The following is a 19092-nucleotide window of genomic DNA, read 5'->3' on the forward strand; positions in this document are numbered from 1 at the left end:
GGTTTGGGGGGGGTCAGGGAGGAGGGGGACGGGGACCCCACCACCAAGGGTCGGCGGGGTCACGGGGGGGAGGGAAACCGGGACCCACAGAGGCCTCCCCCCGCCCCCCCCCCCCCCCCAGGACTTTTTTCCGCCCGGGAACGGGTCACCGCTTCCGCGCCGGTCACCGCCCTCGCGGGCCGGTCACCGCTTGCGGTCCGGTCAGCCGGCGCTGGCCGGCACCCGGAAGTAGTGCCCCTCGGCCAGGTCCGCGAGGAGCCCGGGGTGCACGGGCTCCCAGCCCACCAGTTCGCGGGTGAGCGTGCTCGACGCGGCGGAGTCCAGACCGAGGAAGCGGCCCAGCCAGGAGAAGTGGCCGTCCGCCTCCTCGGGCGCCACCGACACCGCGGGCACGTCGAGACGACGGCCGATCGTCTCCGCGATGTCGCGGATCGCGACGCCCTCCTCCGCCGCGCCGTGCAGCACCGACCCGGCGGGCGCCTTCTCGGCCGCCAGCCGGAACAGCCGCGCGGCGTCGAGACGGTGCACGGCCGCCCAGCGGTTGGTGCCGTCGCCGATGTACCCGGAGACGCCCTTGGCACGGGCGACGGCGACCAGCGTCGCCATGAAGCCGTTGTCCCCGTCGCCGTGGCAGGTGGGGGAGAGCCGTACGACGCTGGAGCGGACACCGCGCGAGGCGAGCGCGAGCACGGCCTGGGCGGTGGCCCCCCGGACGGCGGCGGGCGACCCCTCGGCCGCGGGCACGTCCCGCTCGGTCGCCACCCGTCCCGGCGTCAGTCCGGCCAGCCCGGAGGCCAGGACGAAGGGCCGGCCGGTGCCGGCGAGCGCGTCGCCGAGGGCGTCGACGGCGCGGCGGTCGGCCTCGGCGGCCCCCTGGAAGTCACCGCCGAAGGCCAGCTCGTGCTTGAAGGCGAGATGGATCACGCCGTCCGAGGCGTCAGCCGCGTCCCGCAGGACGCCGAGGTCGTCGAGGGAGCCGCGGACCGCCTCGGCCCCGGCCCCGGCGAGCGCGGCGGCGGAGGCGTCGGAGCGGGCCAGCCCGACGACCTGATGCCCGGCCGCGACGAGGTCGGGCACGAGGGCGGAGCCGATCCAGCCCGACGCACCGGTCACGAAGAAACGCATGAGGAAAACTCCCGACTATTCATGTCAGTGACTGTCATCGACCCTAACACTCGATGACAGTCACTGTCATCGCTAGGATCTGGGCATGAGCAGATGGGAGCCGAACGCGCGCGGGCGCCTGGCGGATGCGGCATTGGAGCTCTACAGCGAGCGCGGATACGAGCAGACGACGGTCGCAGAGATCGCCAGACGGGCCGGGCTGACCGAGCGGACCTTCTTCCGGCACTACGCCGACAAACGCGAGGTGCTGTTCTCCGGCGCCGGCGACCTCCAGGACCTGTTCGTCCGGGCGGTCGCCGACGCCCCCGGGGACGCGGCGCCCATCGACGCGCTCGCGCGCGGCCTCGACGCGGTCTGCGCGGCCTTCGCCGACCGGCGCGCCTACGCCCGTACCCGGCACGCCGTCATCGCGGCGAACGCGGAACTCCGGGAACGCGAACTGATCAAACTCGCCTCGCTGTCGGCCGCCCTCGCCGAGACCCTGCGCCGCCGCGACGTCACCGAACCCGCCGCCAGCCTGGCCGCCGAGGCCGGCGTCGCCGTGTTCAGGGTCGGCTTCGAACGCTGGCTCGCGGAGGACGGGGAACGGGACATGACGGACCTGGTGCGCGAGACGCTGGACGCGTTCAGGCAGGTGGCCGCGGGGGGCTAGGCCCGCGATCTCGTCCAGCCGGGCGCGAGGTTCCGGTGCGGCGGTGCCGTCGCGTCGGCGGGTCCCGTCCGGGCGTCCTCGGACGGGACGGGGAAGGTACTCCGGTCCGCGGGCGCCGGATTGGCAGCCTCGGCCGGTGTGCGGGCGGCCCGGGGCGCAGCGCCTCCAAGTCCACGGTCCCGCGCCCAGGGGCCCGGTTTCCGGCGCCGCCGCTCCCGGCGGTGGGCCCGCGCGCCTCGCCCTGAACCGGCCCCGCCCACGGGTGGGAGGTCGTAGGCCCGCAGGTCGCCGGCCTGCTGGAGGGTTCCGGCCGGGACTGAGACGCAGACGCGGCGCCCGCCCGCCGTCGCGCGGCCCGCGGATGCCCGGACCGGGCCGACGGCGTGCCACAGTGGCGGGTATGACCACAAAGGCGGACCCGGCGGGCCCGGCCGACCTGGCGGTGCTGGTCGGGCTGCAGGCCTCCGGGAAGTCCACCTTCTCCACGCGCTGCCTGTCCGACCGGTACGAGCCGGTCAGCAAGGACCTGTTCCCGCGCGGTGCGAGGAACAAGCAGGCCCGGCAGATGCGGCTGGTCACGGAACACCTGGCGGCGGGCCGGTCCGTGGCCGTGGACAACACCAACCCGTCGCCCCGGGAGTGGGACCCGCTGGTGGCGGCGGCCCGGGCCCACGGGGCGACCGTGACGGCCTACTGGTTCCCGCCCGACGCGGCGGGCTCCCTGCGCCGCAACGACGCCCGCGAGGGCCGAGACCGGGTCCCCGGCGTCGGCGTCCTCGCGACCCTGAAACGGCTGCGCAGACCCTCGGCGGCGGACGGGTTCGACATGGTGCGCGAGGTGCGGTTCGACGGCCGGGGCGGCTTCGAGGTACGCCCCTGAACCACCGTCGGATCATCCGGCCGGACCGCTTCCCGCTCGGCGCCCAGAGCGCCGGGGCGCCCGAAATGCAAGATCAGGCCGGGCTTCCGGTTCGGCGGCCGAAGGGGTACCCCTGGAGGGGACGGCGGCCCGGGCCGGGGCCGCCCGCGAGGCAGGGAGCCCAGCCGTGGACGGATGGTACGTGGACGACCGCTGCACGAACTGCGACGTGGCCCGGCAGTTCGCGCCCGAGCTGATCGAGGAGGCCGACGGAAAGTCGCGGATCCTGCGCCCGCCGGCCGACGAGGCGGAGAACCGGCGCCTGCACGCGGCGGTCTTCGCCTGCCACACCCGCTCGATCCGCCCGCCGGCCGGCCGCGCGGACCGGTCGCTGGACCCGTTCCCGCTGGCCCTGGACGACGGGGTGCTGATCTGCGGCCACAACTCGCCGCACACCGCCGGCGCCAACTCGTACCTGCTGCTACGGCCGTCCGGCACCCGGATGATGATCGACACCCCGCGCTGGAGCCCGGAACTCGCCGGGCGCTACACGGCCTCCGGGCCCGTCACCGACGTGCTGCTCACCCACCGCGACCACGCCGCACACGGCCGCCGCTACGCCGACCACTTCGGCGCCCGGCTGTGGATACACGAAGGCGACCTGGACGCCGCGCCGGACGCCGACCGGGTGATCCGCGGGCCGGAGCCGGTGGAGATCGCCGAAGGGGTCACCGTCCACCCCCTGCCCGGACACACCCGGGGCAGCGTCCTGTACGTGGCCGACGACCGGTACTGCTTCACCGGCGACAGCTTCTACTGGTCGCGGACGACCGGGGACCTCGAGGTCGCGGAGACCGTGACCTGGTACTCCATCGAGGAACTGGCCGCGTCGCTGGCCAGGACGGCGGACCGGCTGCGGTTCGAATGGGTCCTGCCCGGCCACGGCGACCGGCGCCGCCTGCCGACCGACGAGATGTCCCGCCGCCTGCACGCCCTGACCGAACGCACCCGCCTGCTCCGCCCCCGCCCGATCGACTTCGGGGCGATCCGCTGGTAGCGGGGGGCACGACCGGTCAGACACTCCTGACCCGACCATTGCGGATCACCCGAAAGTGGGTCGCCATGTTCGAACGGGTGAGGCGCGCATTCCGATACGGTGAGCGTCGTGCAATTGCATCGCGGGATTGCACGGCATACCCGCCTGCCGTTTCACGGAGTTGACGGCACGGCGGCGAGGAAATCGGATAATCGCATCGCGACTTCAGGAGGTGTGCGCATGCAGAACTATTCGAACGGGGTGTCTGCCGCTTCGATCGAGGCGGTGTGGGTGAAGAGCAGGAAGAGCAGCGCCAACGGCCAGTGCGTGGAGCTGACCAGGCTTCCCGACGGTAGGGTGGCGGTCCGGAACTCCACGGACCCGGCCGGTCCGGCCCTGATCTTCCAGAACACGGAGTTCGAGGCGTTCATGGACGGCGCCAAGAAGCAGGAGTTCGATCATCTGATCGACGGTTAGTCGGAAGTTCATTCGAGGGGACGCGCGGTCTTCTGGCATGCCATCATGGGAGGGAAGTTTTCCCTTGATTGGAGGCCGCGTGTCCCTTGAGTCCGAGGGCGTCGTCCCGCTTTTCCAAGGGCGCCCGGTCGCCGAGGTCGTCCCGACCGTCGCCGGGCTCTTGCTCGGACACCGGCTCCGCGAACTGCGGGGCAAGCGCACGCTCAGTACCGTGGCGAAGGCGATCAACGCGTCCGTCTCCAAGATCAGCCGCCTGGAGCGGGCCGAGAGCCCGCCGGATCTCAGGGACATCAGGGAACTCGCCCGTTTCTTCGGCCTTCCCGAGGAGGACCGCCGGCTGCTGATGGCCTTCGCGCAGCGAGCCACCGAACCGGAGTGGTTCGAGCGGAAGTTCTCCGATTGCGCGGCGCACTGGATGAAGCGTCTCATCGGACTGGAATCGCAGTGTTCGGTACTGCTGACGTTCGAGGCGTTCATCGTCCCGGGGCTGATCCAGACGCCGGAATACGCGGAGCGGATCATTCGGAACGGCTTGAGCGAGGCAAGGCCGGCGCCCGCGTTGATCGGACCGCGGACCGGGCTGCGGCGTGAGCGGCAGGAGCGGTTCTTCCGCCAAGAGGACCCGCCCTATGCCACCTTCCTGCTCGACGAGAGCATCCTTTGCCGTGTCGTCGGCGATAAGGCCGTCATGCGCGGTCAGATCCAGAAGCTCATCGACCTCACGGACGACCCGCGGGTCTCCATTCGCATCGTCCCGCTCGCCGGCACGGTGGTCTCCAACCACGCCTCGATGACGCACCTGACCTTCGAGATGGGCGATCTTCCTCCGATCGTCTATGTGGAGGGCAACGACAGCGCGGACTATCACATGCAGACACGGGATGTGGAACGGTTCGCGACGCTGCTTCTGCGTCTGAGCAACGACTCCGCGCTGAGCCGGGAGAAGACCCTGGAGCTACTGAAGAAGGCGCGCGAGGCATACGCCTAGGTTTCCTTCGGTGCCGGCCGCGGCGGGACCTCTGCCATGCCGCCGTAGTCCGTCCACTCGATGCTGCGATCGTGCCGGCGCAAGTCGGAGTCCGCTCTCCAGTCGGTCACGTCCACGAGCCCTGGCGGGTGGACGATCAGGTCGTCGAAGAAGCGGTCGACCTCCCACTTCTCGCGGACCCGGCCCCACTGGTCGCCCGTCTGCTGCCGCATCAGTTCGGTGATCTGCTCCCGGAGAACGCGGTCCTCGCTGACGAGGTGACAGATCACGACGAAGCTGCCCGGCCGGAGTCTGGCGACGACCCGGCGGACGATGCCCGCGGGGTCGTCCCTGTCCTTGACGCAGTGCAGAACGGAGATGAAGAGAGCAGCCGTGCGTTCCCGCAGATCGATCAGCCGGCCGAATTCCGCTCTCTCGAAGATGGCCTCCGGCTGTGTCATGTCGGCCTCGATGATGGTGGTGCGGTCGTTCGAATCGAGAAGGGACCGGCCGTGCGCGAGGACGACGGGATCATTGTCCACGTAGACCACTCGTGCGTCGTGGTGAACGGCCTGCGCCACCTGATGCACATTGTTCTGGGTGGGCAGGCCGGATCCGAAGTCGACGAACTGCTTGATTCCGTGCTCCGCGGCGAGTGTGTGTACGACGCGTTCGAGGAACCAGCGGTTGTTGCGGGCCAACGCACGGCTGGTCGGTGCGTGCCGCAAGAGTTCCTGGCAGGCCAGGCGGTCCGCCTCGTAATTGAAGTTTCCGCCCAGCAGCCAGTCGTACATCCTGGCCGCGCTGGGAACGGACAGGTCGATGGGTCGGTTGTCGGCCAACGCGCATGCCCTTCCTGGTCGAGCCCCGATCTCTCCAGGGAATGAGCGGCCATCCTAAGAGGGCACGACAAGATCCACCACCGTGCTTTGAGGCAAGGGTGGCGTGAAGGGTGGCGCGGATGGGGCGCGGACGTGGTGTTCTCGGGGGTGACGCCCCATCGCCGACCGTGTAGGCCGACCTACGAATGGGGGACGACTTCCTCCAGGTGTTCGAGGGCTTGAGGGGAACAGTGGCGCACGGCCGCGCGCAGGCCGGCCGCGGCGAAGGGGCGGTCTATCCCCATGACGTCGGCCGTGGCGTCCAGCGGCAGGCTGAGCCGGTAGCTGAGCAAGGCGATGTCCGCGATGTCGGGCGCGCAGCTCTCGTAGAGGCGGTCGACGAGGCTGTCACGCTCGGTGCGCAACGCGGTGACGTGGTGGCGGAGTTGCCGCCATGCCTCCGTGGCGGGGCAAGGCTGGCGCAGAAGGTCCGTCCACCGTCTGCGCACGGCTCGGATGGTGAAGTCGACGGCCAGCCGGGACGGAGCCTCCTCGTCCAGGCGCGCTCGTGCGTAGCGGTAATAGAGCTGTCCGTACAATTGTATGAAAGCCTCGTATTCGAGGCGGTGGCAACGGTGTGACATCGGGAGTGAACGGCCGGGAAGAGAACGCAGATTCGTATTCCGCACGGGACCTCGGGGCGGGGGCGATGGCATATGCCGACGTGAACGTGTTGCGAAGGATCACGCGTGCGAGTGCCTTACCCTGCGAGATCACCCCATGGGTGAAAGGGCGAACTGATACCGTGCAATTGCCCGGAGAGCCACCAGCGCTCTCGGCGAATCGGGTGGGGCATGGCGCTTCCTTACTCGACTCTTTCGCACCCCGGGATCGGCGGCATCCGATTCCCGGGGCGGGCTCGTGTGACGCGGAGCAAGGATGACGCTACCGGCAGCGGTGTCCCGATCGGCCCGGAAAGCCGGTCTGTGCAAAGTCAGATTGTCGGTGCCCGTGCCGACGGCTTCGAGAGCGAGCTTACGGGGAACGCCTGATCGAGTCGGGCCTCTTTGTTCGCCTGCCGGTCTATTCGGCGACGGCGCGACACCGCCCCCGGGCCGGAGTCCGGCAGGGGGGGCGGTGGCTTCGGTGCGTAGGTGGGGAGCGTGTCGCCGCGGCTCGTCCGGTGGGGCCGGGGGCGGTGCGGTGCCGCCCCCTTCGCGCTCGGCGGGATCAGAACTCTTCGTCGTCGAACTCGGCGCCGTTCAGCTCCGGGGTGCCGAAGAAGCCCGCCATCATCTCCTTCAGGTCCAGCTCCTTGGCACCGGCCGGAACGGTGGGCTTGGTGCCGTCGCTCATCCGCAGGGTCAGGCCCAGCTTCTTCACCTTGGGGGTCTCGGCCAGCTTGGCGAGGTCCACGTCCACCTCGGACAGCTCGCCGTCCTCGAGCGTGAAGTCCGCCGTCACCTTGGCGTTGGGGGCGTCCTTCAGGTCCTTGTCCGTCGGCAGGTCCATGCCCGGCGGGAGGTCCTTCGCCAGCGGGCGGATCTCGTGGAACAGCTTGGTGACCAGCGTGCGGAAGGGGGCCGTGGCGGTGACGTGCTCGGTGCCGCCGTCCCCGTCGGCCGTCTTCAGCTCCACCTCGCGGGCGACCACCTCGCGCAGGGACTTCATGAGCTTCTTCTGCGTCTTGGCGTCCAGCGACGGGGCGGGCGAGGGGCTGTCCTCGTCGTCCTGGCCGGACAGACCGGCCTTCTCCATCTCCTTGGTGTTGAACTTCACCCACTTGCCCTGCAGGGCGTCCTTGAAGGCACCGGCCTCCGGGGGCAGGTCGTCGGCGGGCGGTACGGGGCTGCCCGTCAGCTTGCCGATGGCCTGGACGTCGGCACGGAGGTAGGTGTAGTCGCCGATCACCCGGTACTCGGCGAGGTCGCCGTCCGGGTTGCCGACCTTCATCGCCATGCCCACGAGGTCCTTCTCACCGGAGTCGGCGAGCGGCTTCTTCGACTGCATGGTGAGCGTGATCTTCGCGTCGCTGAGCAGCTCGGCGACCTCGTCCGGAAGTTCGTCGCCGGGCTCGGGCTCGGACTTGGCGTCCAGCGCCTTCAGGGACGCGGCGTCGGTGTCCAGGTCCAGCTCGAAGGAGAGCGTCTTCTTCTCGCCGAGCTTCTCGAAGGCCCGGTCGAGCTTCTTGCCGGCGGAGAGCTGCTCCACGGTCCCACAGGCGGCGGAGCCCGCGAGGACGGCACCGACGACGGCGGTGGCGGTCAGGGTCTTGCGTATGGCGCTGATGATGGTCTCCTTGTAGACGCGACCACGGTGTGATCGATCAGAAGACTCACAACCCGCCCACAAGGTTGCACCTCATTTTTCATCCCCGCCCGGTGACCCGGTCGTACCGCCCGAGGAAACGGAAGGCCGCCCCCTCCGCCCGGTACAGGAAGTACCCGGCATCCCGCTGTACGTCGATGCCCCGGGGGCTGTCGGCGGTGAAGCGGAGGGTCTTGGCGAGTCCCTGATAGGTGAGGTCCGACAGGCGCTGGGCAACCGCCCCCGGGGTGGCGCCGGCCGAGCCGCCCGGCGACTCCAGGGCGCGGGCGACGAGTCCCACCGCGTCGTACGCCGCCGCGGCCCAGCGGCCGGGCGCGGTGCCGTAGGCCGCGCGATGGGCGGACCGGAAGGCGCCGGACACGCTGCCGGGGTCGGTGAACGGGGCGCCGAACACCCGGCCTTCACCCGCCGCCCGGGCCTCCTGGAGGAAGGCGGGGCGCATGAGGTGCCAGGTGCCGAGGCGCGGTCCGGTGAAGCCGGCCTCCGCGAGGGCGCGGGCGCAGCGCACGCCGCGCCGCGGCGATGTCCCGGTGAAGACGACGGCCCGGGCCCTCGCGGCGAGCGCGGCGCGGACGGCGGGGGAGAAGTCGTCGCTGCCGGCCGGCACCGGGAACACGCGGGTCGTGCCCTCGCGGGGCGGACGCCTGACGAGCGCGTCGGCGAGATCGGAGCCGGTGCGGCCCGCCGCCCGGTCGTCGATCACGGCGGTGCGGTCGACCGGCCGTACGGCGGTCAGGTACGCGGTCAGCGGGAGGGCCGGCAACTGTTCCGGGGCACGGGTGACGCGCAGGATGTCCGGTCCCTCGTCGCCCAGCCGGGGATCGTCCAGGGAGATCAGCACCATGGCGGTGCGCGCGGCCCGGTAGCGCGGACCCGAGGCCGGCGCCGCCGTGAGGGTGGCCGGTCCGAGGACGGCGCTCACGGCGGCCCCGGCGAAACGCTCGGCGGCCTGCCGTGCCCGGGCGGCGTCGCCCCGGTCGTCGAAGGTGTCGAGGGCGAGGCGGAAGGCGATGCCCGCACGCGCGTTGTGGTGTGCCACGGCGAGACGCGCGCCGCGCTCCTGGGCCACGCCGTCCGCCTTGTCCGGGCCCGTCAGATCGGCCTGGAAGCCGAGCGTGTGCACCGGCGGCCCGCCGCCGGACGCCCGGCCGGCCGCCGTCAGATACGCGGCTCCGCCGCCGAGCGCGAGCACGGAGGCCGCCGCGCCGCCCAGGACCAGTACCCGCCGCCGGGCCGGTGTCCGGTCCTCGGCCGGGGCCGGCGGGGTCCGGCCGGCGGTGGTCTCCGCCACGGGCCACCGGGGGCGGGTATGTCCAGTGCGTGCGCGGACCGTTCGGCGACCGGCCGCAGCACGGCGGGCGGCAGTCAGAGCGCCTCCCGCCCGGCGGCAGAACCGGCGCCCCGGGCCGGCGCGGCCCGGGGGTCGTGGAGCGCCGCCCCGACCCGCGCGGCCGTCGGACGCCGGTGCTCCCGGTCGCGCCGCTCCCCGTCCCGGCCGCCGGCCGGGGCCGTCCCCGCCGGCGGTACAGCCGGCCAGCAGCAGGCCGTACACCGCGGCGGCGCAGCCGGACCGCGCCGCCGCCTCTCCCCGCACCATGAAGCCCCAGGGGTCGTCCGACCCTCACGCGTCGAGCCTCATGCTGGGCGTCAACGGCCGGGCGGGGGACGGCGGTTGACGAACGCGTGGCCCGGTTCTGCCACGCCTGTCACACGGTCCGAACGGTGTCACGGCCCGGGGGCCCGGCCGCGCTCAGTGGCTGTGCCCGGAGTGCTCTCCGGACCGCGGGGAGGCCGTCGCGGAGGTGTCCGGCGCCTGGGCCGGCCGGCCCGCCCGGACGGTGAACGCGGCGGTGTGCACCGCGCCGGCGTGCTTGAAGTCCAGGAACAGCCGGTAGGTTCCGGTGCTGGGCGCCGTCGTGGTGAACGAGATGTCCGGTCCCGGCCGGGTCCTGCCGTCGCCGGGCTCACCGCCCGGGTGCACGTGCAGGTAACCGAGGTCCCCCGCGCGCAGTGCCACCAGGTGGCCGTAGGCCCCGAGGTAGGGCTGGAGGTCGCGCACCGGCTTGCCGTTCCTGCTCACGCCGAGCGTCAGTTCGCCGGCCCGGCCCGGGGTGAGGTTCCCTCGGAGGCTGACCTGGTATCCGTCGACCTCGGCCGTGGCGGCGGGGGCGGGGAGCGGCGCCGGCGCGTAGGCGCCGGAGGCGGTGAGGTCGGCGCCGAGGGTCAGTCCTTCGCCGCCGGCGGGCGTGAAGTCGGCGAAGACCCGGTAGACCCCGGCTCTCGGCAGCGACACGGGGGTGGACCAGGTGCCGTCGGCGGCGCGCGTCGGGTGCAGGTGCCGATAGCCGGTCAGGTCCCGGGAGGCGACGATCAGGTGCAGCTCCTTGGTGTGCTCCTCCTGGTAGGCGGTGAGCGGGCGCCCGGTGGCGTCCCGTACGACCGCGAAGCGCAGGACCGCCTTGCGGCCCGCCGTGACGGCCGGGGTCTTCAGGTCGAGGGTGTAGCCCCGCTCGGAGGTCTGCAGCCCGCCGGGTGCCGCCGCCGGGCCGGAGCCGCCCGCGGGCTCCCGGTCCGCCGCGCCGCCCGCGTGGCCGTCGTGTGCCGCGCTCTCGGTCTGGAGGGAGATCTCGCCGACCCCGCCGCCGACGCCGTAGGCGACGCCGAACGCCGCGGCGAGCGCGGCGGCGAAGGCGGTGATCCGCAGCCCGGTGTTCATGGTGACTCCTCGTCTGATCGCTGCCCGCAGGGCGGTCCGATGAGCTTCAACATACCCCAGGGGGGTACAGAGTCAAGTCGCGGACCACCTTGCTCCCGATACGGGCAGGGGGTATGGGTGGGGGGCCGTCTGCGGCTGCCGGGCGGGCGGCGGACGCGCCGGGTGACGCGCCGCCCCGGGGGCCGGACGACTTGCAGCTGGATAGGGGTAGGGGGTATACCTGTGCTTCGTCGGCGCCTGCGATACCCCAACCCGCTAGGGGTATCCGATCGCGCCCCGTCTCATCACCATCCTTGGAGGAAGCCCATGTCGTCCTGCTGCAGCCCCGACGGCAGCTGCCACTCCGGCTCGACCGCCACCCGGATCACCACCGACGCCACGAAGACCGTCTACGCCGTGACGGGCATGACCTGCGGTCACTGCGAGGCCGCCGTCAGCAAGGCCGTCGGCGGCGTCGACGGTGTGCTGTCGGTCGAGGTGGACGTGAAGACGGGCCGGGTCACCGTGGTCGCCGAGGACACCCCCGACGACGCGCTGATCGCCCAGGCCGTCGACGAAGCCGGATACGCGCTGGCCGGCCGCGCCGCCTGACGCCGGCCGAGGCGCTCCTCGCCGCGGTGCGGGGAGCGATCCGGCCGGGCCCGCGCAAACCCCCGTCGGCGGGCCCGGCCGGACCGGACGTCCCCCGGCTCAGGGGGACACCGCGCGCACCCGCGCGCGGGCGGACAGCCGGGCCTGGGTGCCGGCGTCCAGGGGGAGTTCGATCCTGCGGTCGATGCGGTCCTCCTCCCAATGACGGGTGTCGACCAGCCACCAGCGCTCGACGTCGACCCGGTACAGGCGGTGCGGCGCGGCCCCGCGCAACCGCTCCGGCGGCAACTGCCACCGCGCACGCTGCCCGGGGTCGGGGAACACCGTCTCGTAGAACGGCGCGTAGTACGCCGCCAGCAGCTCGGGGCCGATCTCCGTGCAGCGGCCGGTGAACTGCGCACCGTCCACGGACGCGATGGCCACCCCGGCGGCGCCCTCGGTCACGAACAGCGAACCGCTCACCCGGGGGTCGGCGCGGAGGTCACCGCTGTGCCGGGAACCGGTGGACGAACCGAAGACGAAGTGCAGCGGACCGCCGAACCAGGCGTATTCCAGCGTGGCCACCCACGGGGCTCCGTCCCGCGCGGTGGCCAGGTTCAGATAGCGCGCCCGGTCCAGCAGGTGCGCCGTCCGGTCGATCAGGCTCTCGTCGAACGCCATGCGGGACCTCTCGCAGTCGTGCCGCGGCGCCGCGGCGGATACGGGCTTCCCGGGGCGGGCTGGCCGGGGCCCGGGGTGTGCGGGGCGAACCCGCGGCAGGACGTGCTCACGTGTGCCGCAGGAAGACCGGCAGGGACGCGACGTCGTTGCCGATGAAGGTCTGCCCGGGCGGGACGTCCTCCGGGGCGACGGCCAGGGCCAGGCGCGGGAACCGGTCGAACAGCGCGGGCAGCGCGATCCGGGCCTCCAGCCGGGCGAGGTGCGAGCCCGGGCAGAAGTGCGCGCCGAGGCCGAAGGCGAGGTGGTCCTTGTCCTCCCGGTCGATGTCGAAGGTCTCCGGATCGTGGTGCACCCCGGGGTCCCGGCCGTGGGCGCCGTAGCAGATCAGGATGGCGTCCCCGGCGCGTACGACCACTCCCTCGCCCAGGTCGATGTCCTCTTTGGCCCAGCGCATGGGCAGGTGCATCACCGGGCAGTGCACGCGCAGCGACTCCTCGATCGCGTCGTCCCAGCGTTCGGGGTCCGCCTGGAGGATGCTCAACTGGTCGGGCCGGGCGAGGAGTTCGCGGACGGTGTGATCCAGGAGGTTGATGGTGGTCTGGCTGCCGCCGCCGATCATCAGCAGCAGCGTGGACACCAGCTCGTGCTCGTTCAGGGACTCCTCGCCCTCCTCGCGCGCGGCGAGCAGGAAGCTGGTGAGGTCGTCCGCCGGCGCCTTCCGCCTGGTGGCGATCAGCAGGTGCATCGCGGCCACCAGGTCGTTGTACAGCGCGACCGACTCCTCCTCGGTCAGGCCCGTCCTGGCCACGGCCCGGAACACGCGCAGCACCTCGGGCCGCTGGTCGTCCGGGATGCCGAAGAGGTCGCAGATGACCTGGGTGGGCACGCTGTAGGAGAACTCCTCGTGCAGGTCCACCGGTTCGTCGCCGGGCCGCGCGGCCAGCTGGTCCAGCAGCATCGCGACGTCCGCCTCGATGTGCGAGCGCAGCCGTTCCACCCGGCGCGGGGTGAAGGCCGGGGTGATCAGCTTGCGCAGCCGCGCGTGTTCACGCCCGTCCGCCGTGGCCATGGAGTCCAGGTCGACCCACGGGGACAGCCAGGGCACGGAACCGGGCCGGTAACCCGGCACGGTCTTCTTCAGGTCCCGGGACACACCGGGGTGGGTCAGGAGCATCCGTACGACGTCCCCCCGGGACACCGACCAGGCCGACACCCCCTCGGGGAGCCGCACGGGAACGGCGGGCCCCAGCGACCGCAGGCGTTCGACCTGCGCGTACATGCACCGGCCGCCCTTGTTGTCGAGTGTCTCGGTGGGAGCTGCGCTGAAGGGGATCACTGACACTGCGTGCCTCCTGGTGGGGCCGGACGAGGCGGCCGGCGGGGACGGAGTCCGCACCGGCCGCCACGTCCGGCGGTGTTCACTTGAAATCGGTGTAGGCACCGTTCCGTTGGTGCCGTGTCGTGGACATCGGCCGGCCGGCCCGGGTGCCGTCGGTCAGTCGGCGTCCGCGGCGGGGACCGACGGGGCCGGGCTCGCCTCGGCGGGTGTGGTGCCGGGCGCCGCCGAGCCGGTCGGCGGCACGTGGCGCAGCGAGACCGCCGCGGCGACGGCACCCGCCGCCGCGATCACCGCGGCCGTTCCGGCGGCGACGTTGAGTCCGCTCGTGAACGCGTCCCGGGCCGCGCCCAGCAACTCGTCCCCGACCCGGCCGGGCAGTTCCCGGGCGGCGGCGACGGCGCCGTCGAGGTTCTCCCGGGCGGCGGAGGCCGCCGGTTTCGACAGGCCGTCGGGCAGCTTGTCGTCGACGCCGTCGCGGTAGACGGCGGTGCCGATGCTGCCGATGACGGCGACGCCCAGCGAGATGCCGAGGTCGTTGACGGTCGACGCGAGGCCGCCGGCCGCGCCCGCCTTCTCCGGCGGCACCGAACCGACCACGAGGTCCGTGGTCAGCGCCATGGACGGGGAGACCGCCGGGTAGAGCACGATGAAGCCGGCGATGACCCAGGGCAGCCCGGTGGTGCTGTCGATCAGGGTGAACAGGATGTAGCCGACGACCTGGACGGCGAGCCCGGTGGCGATGACGTACCCCGGCCGCACGCGCCGGGCGAGGACCGGGGAGCGCATCGCGACCACGATCAGGACGAGGGCCGCGGGCAGGATCGCGAACCCGGTCTTCAGCGGCGAGAGCGCCTTCACCAGCTGGAGGTACTGGGTGAACATCAGATACACGCCACCGAGGCCCATGGCCGACAGGATGAAGACGCCCAGCGCCCCGCTGACCGTCCGGTTCTTGAACAGCCGGACGTCCAGCAGCGGCTCGGCGGAGCGCAGTTGGCGGACGACGAACACGACGCCGAAGAGCAGGCCCACCACCACGGCCAGGGCCGGGACCAGCGGTGAGTCGGTGGTGGCGAACGACTTCACGCCGTAGATCAGCGGCAGCAGCGTCAGCAGCATGAGCAGCGCGCTGAACAGGTCCAGCCGGCCCGTGCTCGGACCCTGCCGGCCCGGCAGCAGCAGGGGCGCGCCGATGACCACGACCGCCATCACCGGTACGGCGACGAAGAACGTGGCCCGCCAGGAGAACGCCTCCAGCAGCAGGCCGCTGAGCAGCGGACCGAGCGCGACACCGGCCGAGATGGCCGCCGCCCAGGTGCCGATGGCGACGCCCCGCTGCTTCGGGTCCTGGAACATCGTGAAGATCAGGCCGAGCGTGGTCGGCATCTGCATGGCCGCCGCCACGCCGAGCAGCGCACGCCAGACGATCATCAGCTCGGGCGATTCCGTGAAGGCCGCCGCCGCCGAGATCAGGCCGAACAGCAGGGCCCCGGTGATCAGCAGGTTCCGGTGGCCGAAACGGTCGGCCACCGTACCCATGAGCACCAGCAGGCTCGCCATCAGGAAGCCGTAGATGTCCAGGATCCACAGTGTCTGCGTGCTGCTGGGCCGCAGATCCGCCGCGAGATAGGGGATGGCCAGGAACAGGATGGTCAGCATCATGAACAGCAGGAGCGCGGGGAGGACCAGCAGGCCCAACGCGGCCCACTGCTTACCCCCTGCTCGTAACTGCGGACTTCCTGCCGAAGACATCAGCACTCCTCTCCTCGTCGAGACCTGCGACACGGCCGCGCCGCGCCGTGGCACGGCCGCCGGCGCACAGGCATACCCCCACCGGGTATTGCAGTGAACATACGGATGGGGGGTATGGGTGTCAAGCCGGTCGGACGGCCGGGGTCCTGCGCGCTCAGCCCGTGCCGAGACCGTGTGCCAGGCAGTTCCAGAACGCGTTCTCCAGCGCGTGCACGGTCCGCGCCGAGCGCACGGCGGCCACCGGGTCGTCCCCGCCGGCCAGACCGTCCGCCAGCGTCGCCGTCGCCTGGTCCAGCAGGGCCTGCGGGGTGTCGGCGAAGTAGCGGAAGTGTTCGAGGGCCCGCTCCTCGACGCCGTACCGCGCCACCAGGGCGTCGGCCACCCGGACATAGGTCTCGGTGGACTCCTCCACGTTCGCCAGCAGGGCCAGCGCGGTGTCGCTCGCGGTGCCGTACAGCGCCGACCGCGTGAGGTAGGCCGGATAGGCCTGGGCGAGCGGCCGCGGTTCGTAGGCCCGCAGTTCCTCGGGGGTGAGGCCGACCGCCGTCGCGAAGTCCCCGAGCAGTTCCAGGGCCTGGCCCTCGCCCTGGGCCATGGCCAGGAACAGGTCCCCGGCCGGGGCGGCGGGGAAGCGGGACGCGAGCAGCGCGAAGCTGCGGCGGTCGCTGCTCACCAGGTGGTACAGCTCCCCGGCGAGCCACTTGAGCCGTTCCCCGGGCATGCGGCCCTGTTCGAGCACGTCGAGGAAACGGTTGGGCTCGGCGTCCTCGGCGATCCGCAGCCGCGCCGCCTCCAGGACGTCCGTCGCGGTCTTCACGGGGTCCTCCTCGTCGCTTCGTCGGTGGACCGGGCCGTTCCCGCTGTTCCGGCCGGCCGGATGATCCTCCGCAGATTCGGTCCCGTCGCCGGTCCCGGCCGCTGCTCGGCGATCCAGGGACCGTCCACGGAGACGTCCACCACTCCCTCTTCCAGCCAGGCGTGACGGCCGTCCAGGACGTGCTCCGTCACCGCGCGGTCCGTCGCGTCGGTGTTCTCGCCGAGCCGGGCCAGCAGTTCGGCCACCCGCAGCCGCGCCTGGCGGCAGAAGGCGTCGGCGAGTTCGGCCGGGGAGCCGTCCGGGCCGCCGAGAGCCCGGGCGTAGACACAACTCGCGCTCATCGCGTACAGCTCGGCGCCGATGTCGACGATCCGCCCGAGGAACCGCTGCCGCCCGTCCAGACCGTCACCCTCGGATCCGGCTCCGGATCCGGCCCCGGCGGCGACCGCGGCGAGCTCGCCGGCGATACGACGGCTGGTCCGGGCGACGAACTCCAGGTGGGTGTCCAGCACATCGCCGTCCCGGTCCGGGCCGGCCGGCGTCTCGTCCCCCGCCTCCTCCCCGTTTCCCGCCGCGGCGCGGTGTGCCTCGATCAGGTCGTGGGCGAGGAAGGACCGCAGCGCCTCGCTGGAGCCGTCGAAGATGCGGCCGATCCGGACGTCCCGCAGTTGCTGCTCGACCGGGACGCCGCGTTCGCCGCGGGCGACGGCCGAGCCGGCCGTTTCGTAGCCGCGGCCGCCCCTGAGCTGTACCAGCTCGTCGGCGACCAGGCACGCCTGTTCCGACGCGAACAGCTTGGCCAGCTCCGCGTCCAGCCGGGTGTCGGTGTCGCCGGCCTCCGCGCGCCGGGCGACGACCTCGACCACCGCCTCCAGCGCGAAGGCCGTCGCGGCGATGAAGGCCACCTTCCCGGCCACCGCGTCGTGCCGGGCGATGGGCCGCCCGAACTGCACCCGGGCGGCGCTCCACTGCCGGGCGATCCCGAGGCTCCACTTGGCCGCGGCGGCACTGGCGGCCGGCAGCGACAGCCGCCCGGTGTCCTGCGCGGCGAGGGCGATCGCGAGCCCCTCGCCCTCCGCGCCGATCCGGTGGCCCGCCGGCACCGCCACCCGGTGCAGCCGGACGCAGCCGTTCTCCAGTCCGCGCAGCCCGAGGAAGGAGTTGCGCCGCTCCACCGTCACGCCGGGCGAGTCCGCCTCGACGACGAACGCCGTCATCCCTCCCTCGCCGCCGTCCCCGGCGGGTACGACCGCCATGACCACCAGCAGGTCGGCGACCACCCCGTTGGTGGTCCACGTCTTCACCCCGTCGAGCACATAGCCGTCCGAGGCCGGGTCGTACACGGCCGTGGTGCGCATGCGGAACGGATCGTTGCCGATGTCGGCCTCGGTGAGGGCGAACGCGGAGATCTCCCGCACGCACCGCGGCAGGAACGTCCGCTTCTGCTCCTCGGTCCCGAACAGCAGCAGCGGCTGCGCCAGCCCGATCGCCTGGTGGGCGGCGAGCAGTTCGCTCAGCGCCGGGTGCGTCGTACTGGTGAGCATCAGAGCGCGCAGATAGCAGTGGGTGGACAGGCCCAGCCCGCCGTACCGGCGCGGGAGCCGGACGGCGAACGCGCCGATGTCCTTGAGCCCCTCGATCACCTCGTCCGGGACGCGGTCCTCGCGCTCGATCGCCGCGCTGTCGACCTCCTTCTCACAGAAGTCGCGCAGGCGGGCGAGAAAGCGCTCCTCCTCCGGGGGCAGCCGCCGCGGGTCGCCCGCGGGCAGGGCGAGCGGTTCCGCGTGCGGCCGGCCGAGGAACAGCCCGGTGGCGAACCCCGGCCGGCCGGTACCGGCCGGGGCCTGCGGCTGCGGCATCCCCTGCGCCGTCATGCCGTGGCGGAGGGGACGGCCTCGATGACCGACAGCGGTCCGGCCTGCCCCACCCCGACCGACCGCACGGTGAACCCGGTCTCCTCCAGCAGCGTCCGGAACTCGCCCTCGGTACGCTCCTGGCCGCCGGTCGTGACCATCATGTTGACGTCGGTGAAGTACGCGACGGGCGCGGAGGTGTCGGCGGTCCCGGGCAGGACCGTGCCGACGATCAGGAGGGTGGCGGCGGCGGGCATGTGGGCCCGGACCGTGCGCAGGATCGCCCGGGCCTCGTCGTCGCCCCAGTCCTGGAACACGCTCTTGATGATGTACAGGTCGCCGTCGCCCGGCACGGACTGGAAGAAGTCCCCGGACCGGACCTCGCACCGGTCGCCGAGACCGGCCTTGCCCAGGGTGGCCGGGGCCTCCGCGACACCGCTCGGGCTGTCGAAGACGACGCCCCGCAGCCCGGGCCGGGCCTGGAGGATCGCGGAGAGCAGGGTGCCGTCGCCGCCGCCGAGGTCCACCACGGTGCCGGTCTCCGGGAAGTCGTAGCCCGCGGCCAGCTGTGCGGCAGAGAGCCGGGACTCCTCGCTCATCGCCTCGTTGAACAGGGTGCTGGTCTCGCCGTGCCGGGCCAGCCAGTCGTAGACGCCCATCTCGTAGACGTGGTCGAAGGCGCGCTCGCCGGTGGTGACCGTGTGGCGCAGGCTCTGCCAGGACGTGAGGAAGATGGGGTGGCTGAACATCCTGGCGAACTTGTGCAGCGAGTCGGGGGAGTCGGAGCGCAGTTGGGAGCCGATGTCGGTCAGCGCGAAGCGGCCCGGCTCCGTCTCCTCGGCGATGCCGACGGCGACCAGCATGCGCAGCAGCCGCCGCAGCGACGGCTCGTGCGTACCGGTGGCGTCGGCCAGCTCGCCGCTGGTACGCGCACCCGTGCCGATGAGGTCCGCGAGGCCCAGCTCGGCGGCCACGCCGATGCCGTGCGCGGTCATGTAGCCGCCGATCCGCTCGATCAGGGCGGCCCGGAGATCCGGTGTGCCGGTGGCGAGGACGTCCTGTCCGGTCGTGCTCATGGTCGTACTCCTTCTCGTGAGGT

The 19092-nt window shown here is 72.4% G+C and carries 18 protein-coding genes; 6 read left to right on the forward strand and 12 right to left on the reverse strand.

All coding sequences use genetic code 11. The features are described 5' to 3' along the window. Positions 1-201: 201 nt before the first annotated feature. Positions 202-1125, reverse strand: a complete 924-nt coding sequence (locus tag ACZ4W9_RS23460; protein ID WP_467938876.1) for an SDR family oxidoreductase — start codon at positions 1123-1125, stop codon at positions 202-204. 85 nt (positions 1126-1210) lie between these two features. Here ACZ4W9_RS23460 and ACZ4W9_RS23465 point away from each other — a divergent pair, with 85 nt between their 5' ends. The 5 genes from ACZ4W9_RS23465 (at position 1211) to ACZ4W9_RS23485 (ending at position 5137) form a co-directional block, all read left to right on the forward strand. Next, positions 1211-1777, forward strand: a complete 567-nt coding sequence (locus ACZ4W9_RS23465; RefSeq protein ID WP_467938878.1) for a TetR/AcrR family transcriptional regulator — start codon at positions 1211-1213, stop codon at positions 1775-1777. A 400-nt stretch (positions 1778-2177) separates the two neighbouring features. Next, on the forward strand, positions 2178-2657 hold the full coding sequence (locus ACZ4W9_RS23470; protein ID WP_467938880.1) for an AAA family ATPase: 480 nt from the start codon (positions 2178-2180) through the stop codon (positions 2655-2657). A gap of 166 nt (positions 2658-2823) precedes the next feature. Next, entirely contained in the window at positions 2824-3693 is an 870-nt protein-coding gene (locus ACZ4W9_RS23475; RefSeq protein ID WP_467938882.1) for an MBL fold metallo-hydrolase, read from the forward strand. A 219-nt stretch (positions 3694-3912) separates the two neighbouring features. Then, positions 3913-4149: a DUF397 domain-containing protein gene (locus tag ACZ4W9_RS23480; RefSeq protein WP_467938884.1), complete on the forward strand. Its 237-nt coding sequence runs from the start codon at positions 3913-3915 to the stop codon at positions 4147-4149. 79 nt (positions 4150-4228) lie between these two features. Further along, positions 4229-5137, forward strand: coding sequence for a helix-turn-helix domain-containing protein (locus ACZ4W9_RS23485; protein ID WP_467938886.1), 909 nt, complete (start codon positions 4229-4231; stop codon positions 5135-5137). On the opposite strand, the gene ACZ4W9_RS23490 is transcribed toward ACZ4W9_RS23485, so the two are convergent. From ACZ4W9_RS23490 to ACZ4W9_RS23510, 5 genes are all read right to left on the reverse strand, one after another. After that, positions 5134-5958 (reverse strand): SAM-dependent methyltransferase, encoded by an 825-nt coding sequence (locus ACZ4W9_RS23490; protein WP_467938888.1) that lies wholly within the window; start codon positions 5956-5958, stop codon positions 5134-5136. The genes ACZ4W9_RS23485 and ACZ4W9_RS23490 overlap by 4 nt on opposite strands. Before the next feature lie 179 nt (positions 5959-6137). Next, positions 6138-6536 carry a hypothetical protein gene (locus tag ACZ4W9_RS23495; protein ID WP_467938890.1) on the reverse strand — a complete coding sequence of 133 codons (399 nt, stop codon included), beginning with the start codon at positions 6534-6536 and terminating at the stop codon, positions 6138-6140. A gap of 631 nt (positions 6537-7167) precedes the next feature. After that, positions 7168-8148, reverse strand: coding sequence for a hypothetical protein (locus ACZ4W9_RS23500; RefSeq protein WP_467939012.1), 981 nt, complete (start codon positions 8146-8148; stop codon positions 7168-7170). A gap of 157 nt (positions 8149-8305) precedes the next feature. Further along, positions 8306-9556: an ABC transporter substrate-binding protein gene (locus ACZ4W9_RS23505; RefSeq protein WP_467938892.1), complete on the reverse strand. Its 1251-nt coding sequence runs from the start codon at positions 9554-9556 to the stop codon at positions 8306-8308. Positions 9557-10015: 459 nt separating this feature from the next. Continuing rightward, positions 10016-10981 (reverse strand): hypothetical protein, encoded by a 966-nt coding sequence (locus ACZ4W9_RS23510; protein ID WP_467938894.1) that lies wholly within the window; start codon positions 10979-10981, stop codon positions 10016-10018. Between the two features lie 306 nt (positions 10982-11287). On the opposite strand from ACZ4W9_RS23510, the gene ACZ4W9_RS23515 reads away from it, so the two are divergent. Next, complete coding sequence (locus tag ACZ4W9_RS23515) at positions 11288-11572, forward strand: heavy-metal-associated domain-containing protein (RefSeq protein ID WP_467938896.1); 285 nt, start codon at positions 11288-11290, stop codon at positions 11570-11572. 99 nt (positions 11573-11671) lie between these two features. On the opposite strand, the gene ACZ4W9_RS23520 is transcribed toward ACZ4W9_RS23515, so the two are convergent. The 6 genes from ACZ4W9_RS23520 to ACZ4W9_RS23545 form a co-directional block, all read right to left on the reverse strand. Beyond that, positions 11672-12232, reverse strand: a complete 561-nt coding sequence (locus ACZ4W9_RS23520) for a pyridoxamine 5'-phosphate oxidase family protein (RefSeq protein WP_467938898.1) — start codon at positions 12230-12232, stop codon at positions 11672-11674. Between the two features lie 106 nt (positions 12233-12338). Beyond that, positions 12339-13574 carry a cytochrome P450 family protein gene (locus ACZ4W9_RS23525; RefSeq protein ID WP_467938900.1) on the reverse strand — a complete coding sequence of 412 codons (1236 nt, stop codon included), beginning with the start codon at positions 13572-13574 and terminating at the stop codon, positions 12339-12341. A gap of 153 nt (positions 13575-13727) precedes the next feature. Continuing rightward, a complete protein-coding gene (locus ACZ4W9_RS23530) occupies positions 13728-15323 on the reverse strand; it encodes an MFS transporter (RefSeq protein WP_467938902.1) in 1596 nt (531 codons plus the stop codon). A gap of 154 nt (positions 15324-15477) precedes the next feature. After that, complete coding sequence (locus ACZ4W9_RS23535) at positions 15478-16140, reverse strand: thiaminase II/PqqC family protein (protein WP_467938904.1); 663 nt, start codon at positions 16138-16140, stop codon at positions 15478-15480. Beyond that, entirely contained in the window at positions 16137-18014 is a 1878-nt protein-coding gene (locus tag ACZ4W9_RS23540; RefSeq protein WP_467938906.1) for an acyl-CoA dehydrogenase family protein, read from the reverse strand. Before ACZ4W9_RS23540 ends, ACZ4W9_RS23535 begins: the two co-directional genes overlap by 4 nt. Further along, the gene (locus ACZ4W9_RS23545; RefSeq protein ID WP_467938908.1) at positions 18011-19069 is read right to left on the reverse strand and encodes a methyltransferase; all 1059 of its coding nucleotides are present in this window, start codon (positions 19067-19069) and stop codon (positions 18011-18013) included. Before ACZ4W9_RS23545 ends, ACZ4W9_RS23540 begins: the two co-directional genes overlap by 4 nt. Positions 19070-19092 lie beyond the last annotated feature (23 nt).

The organism is Streptomyces sp. NPDC029296, assembly GCF_055569255.1.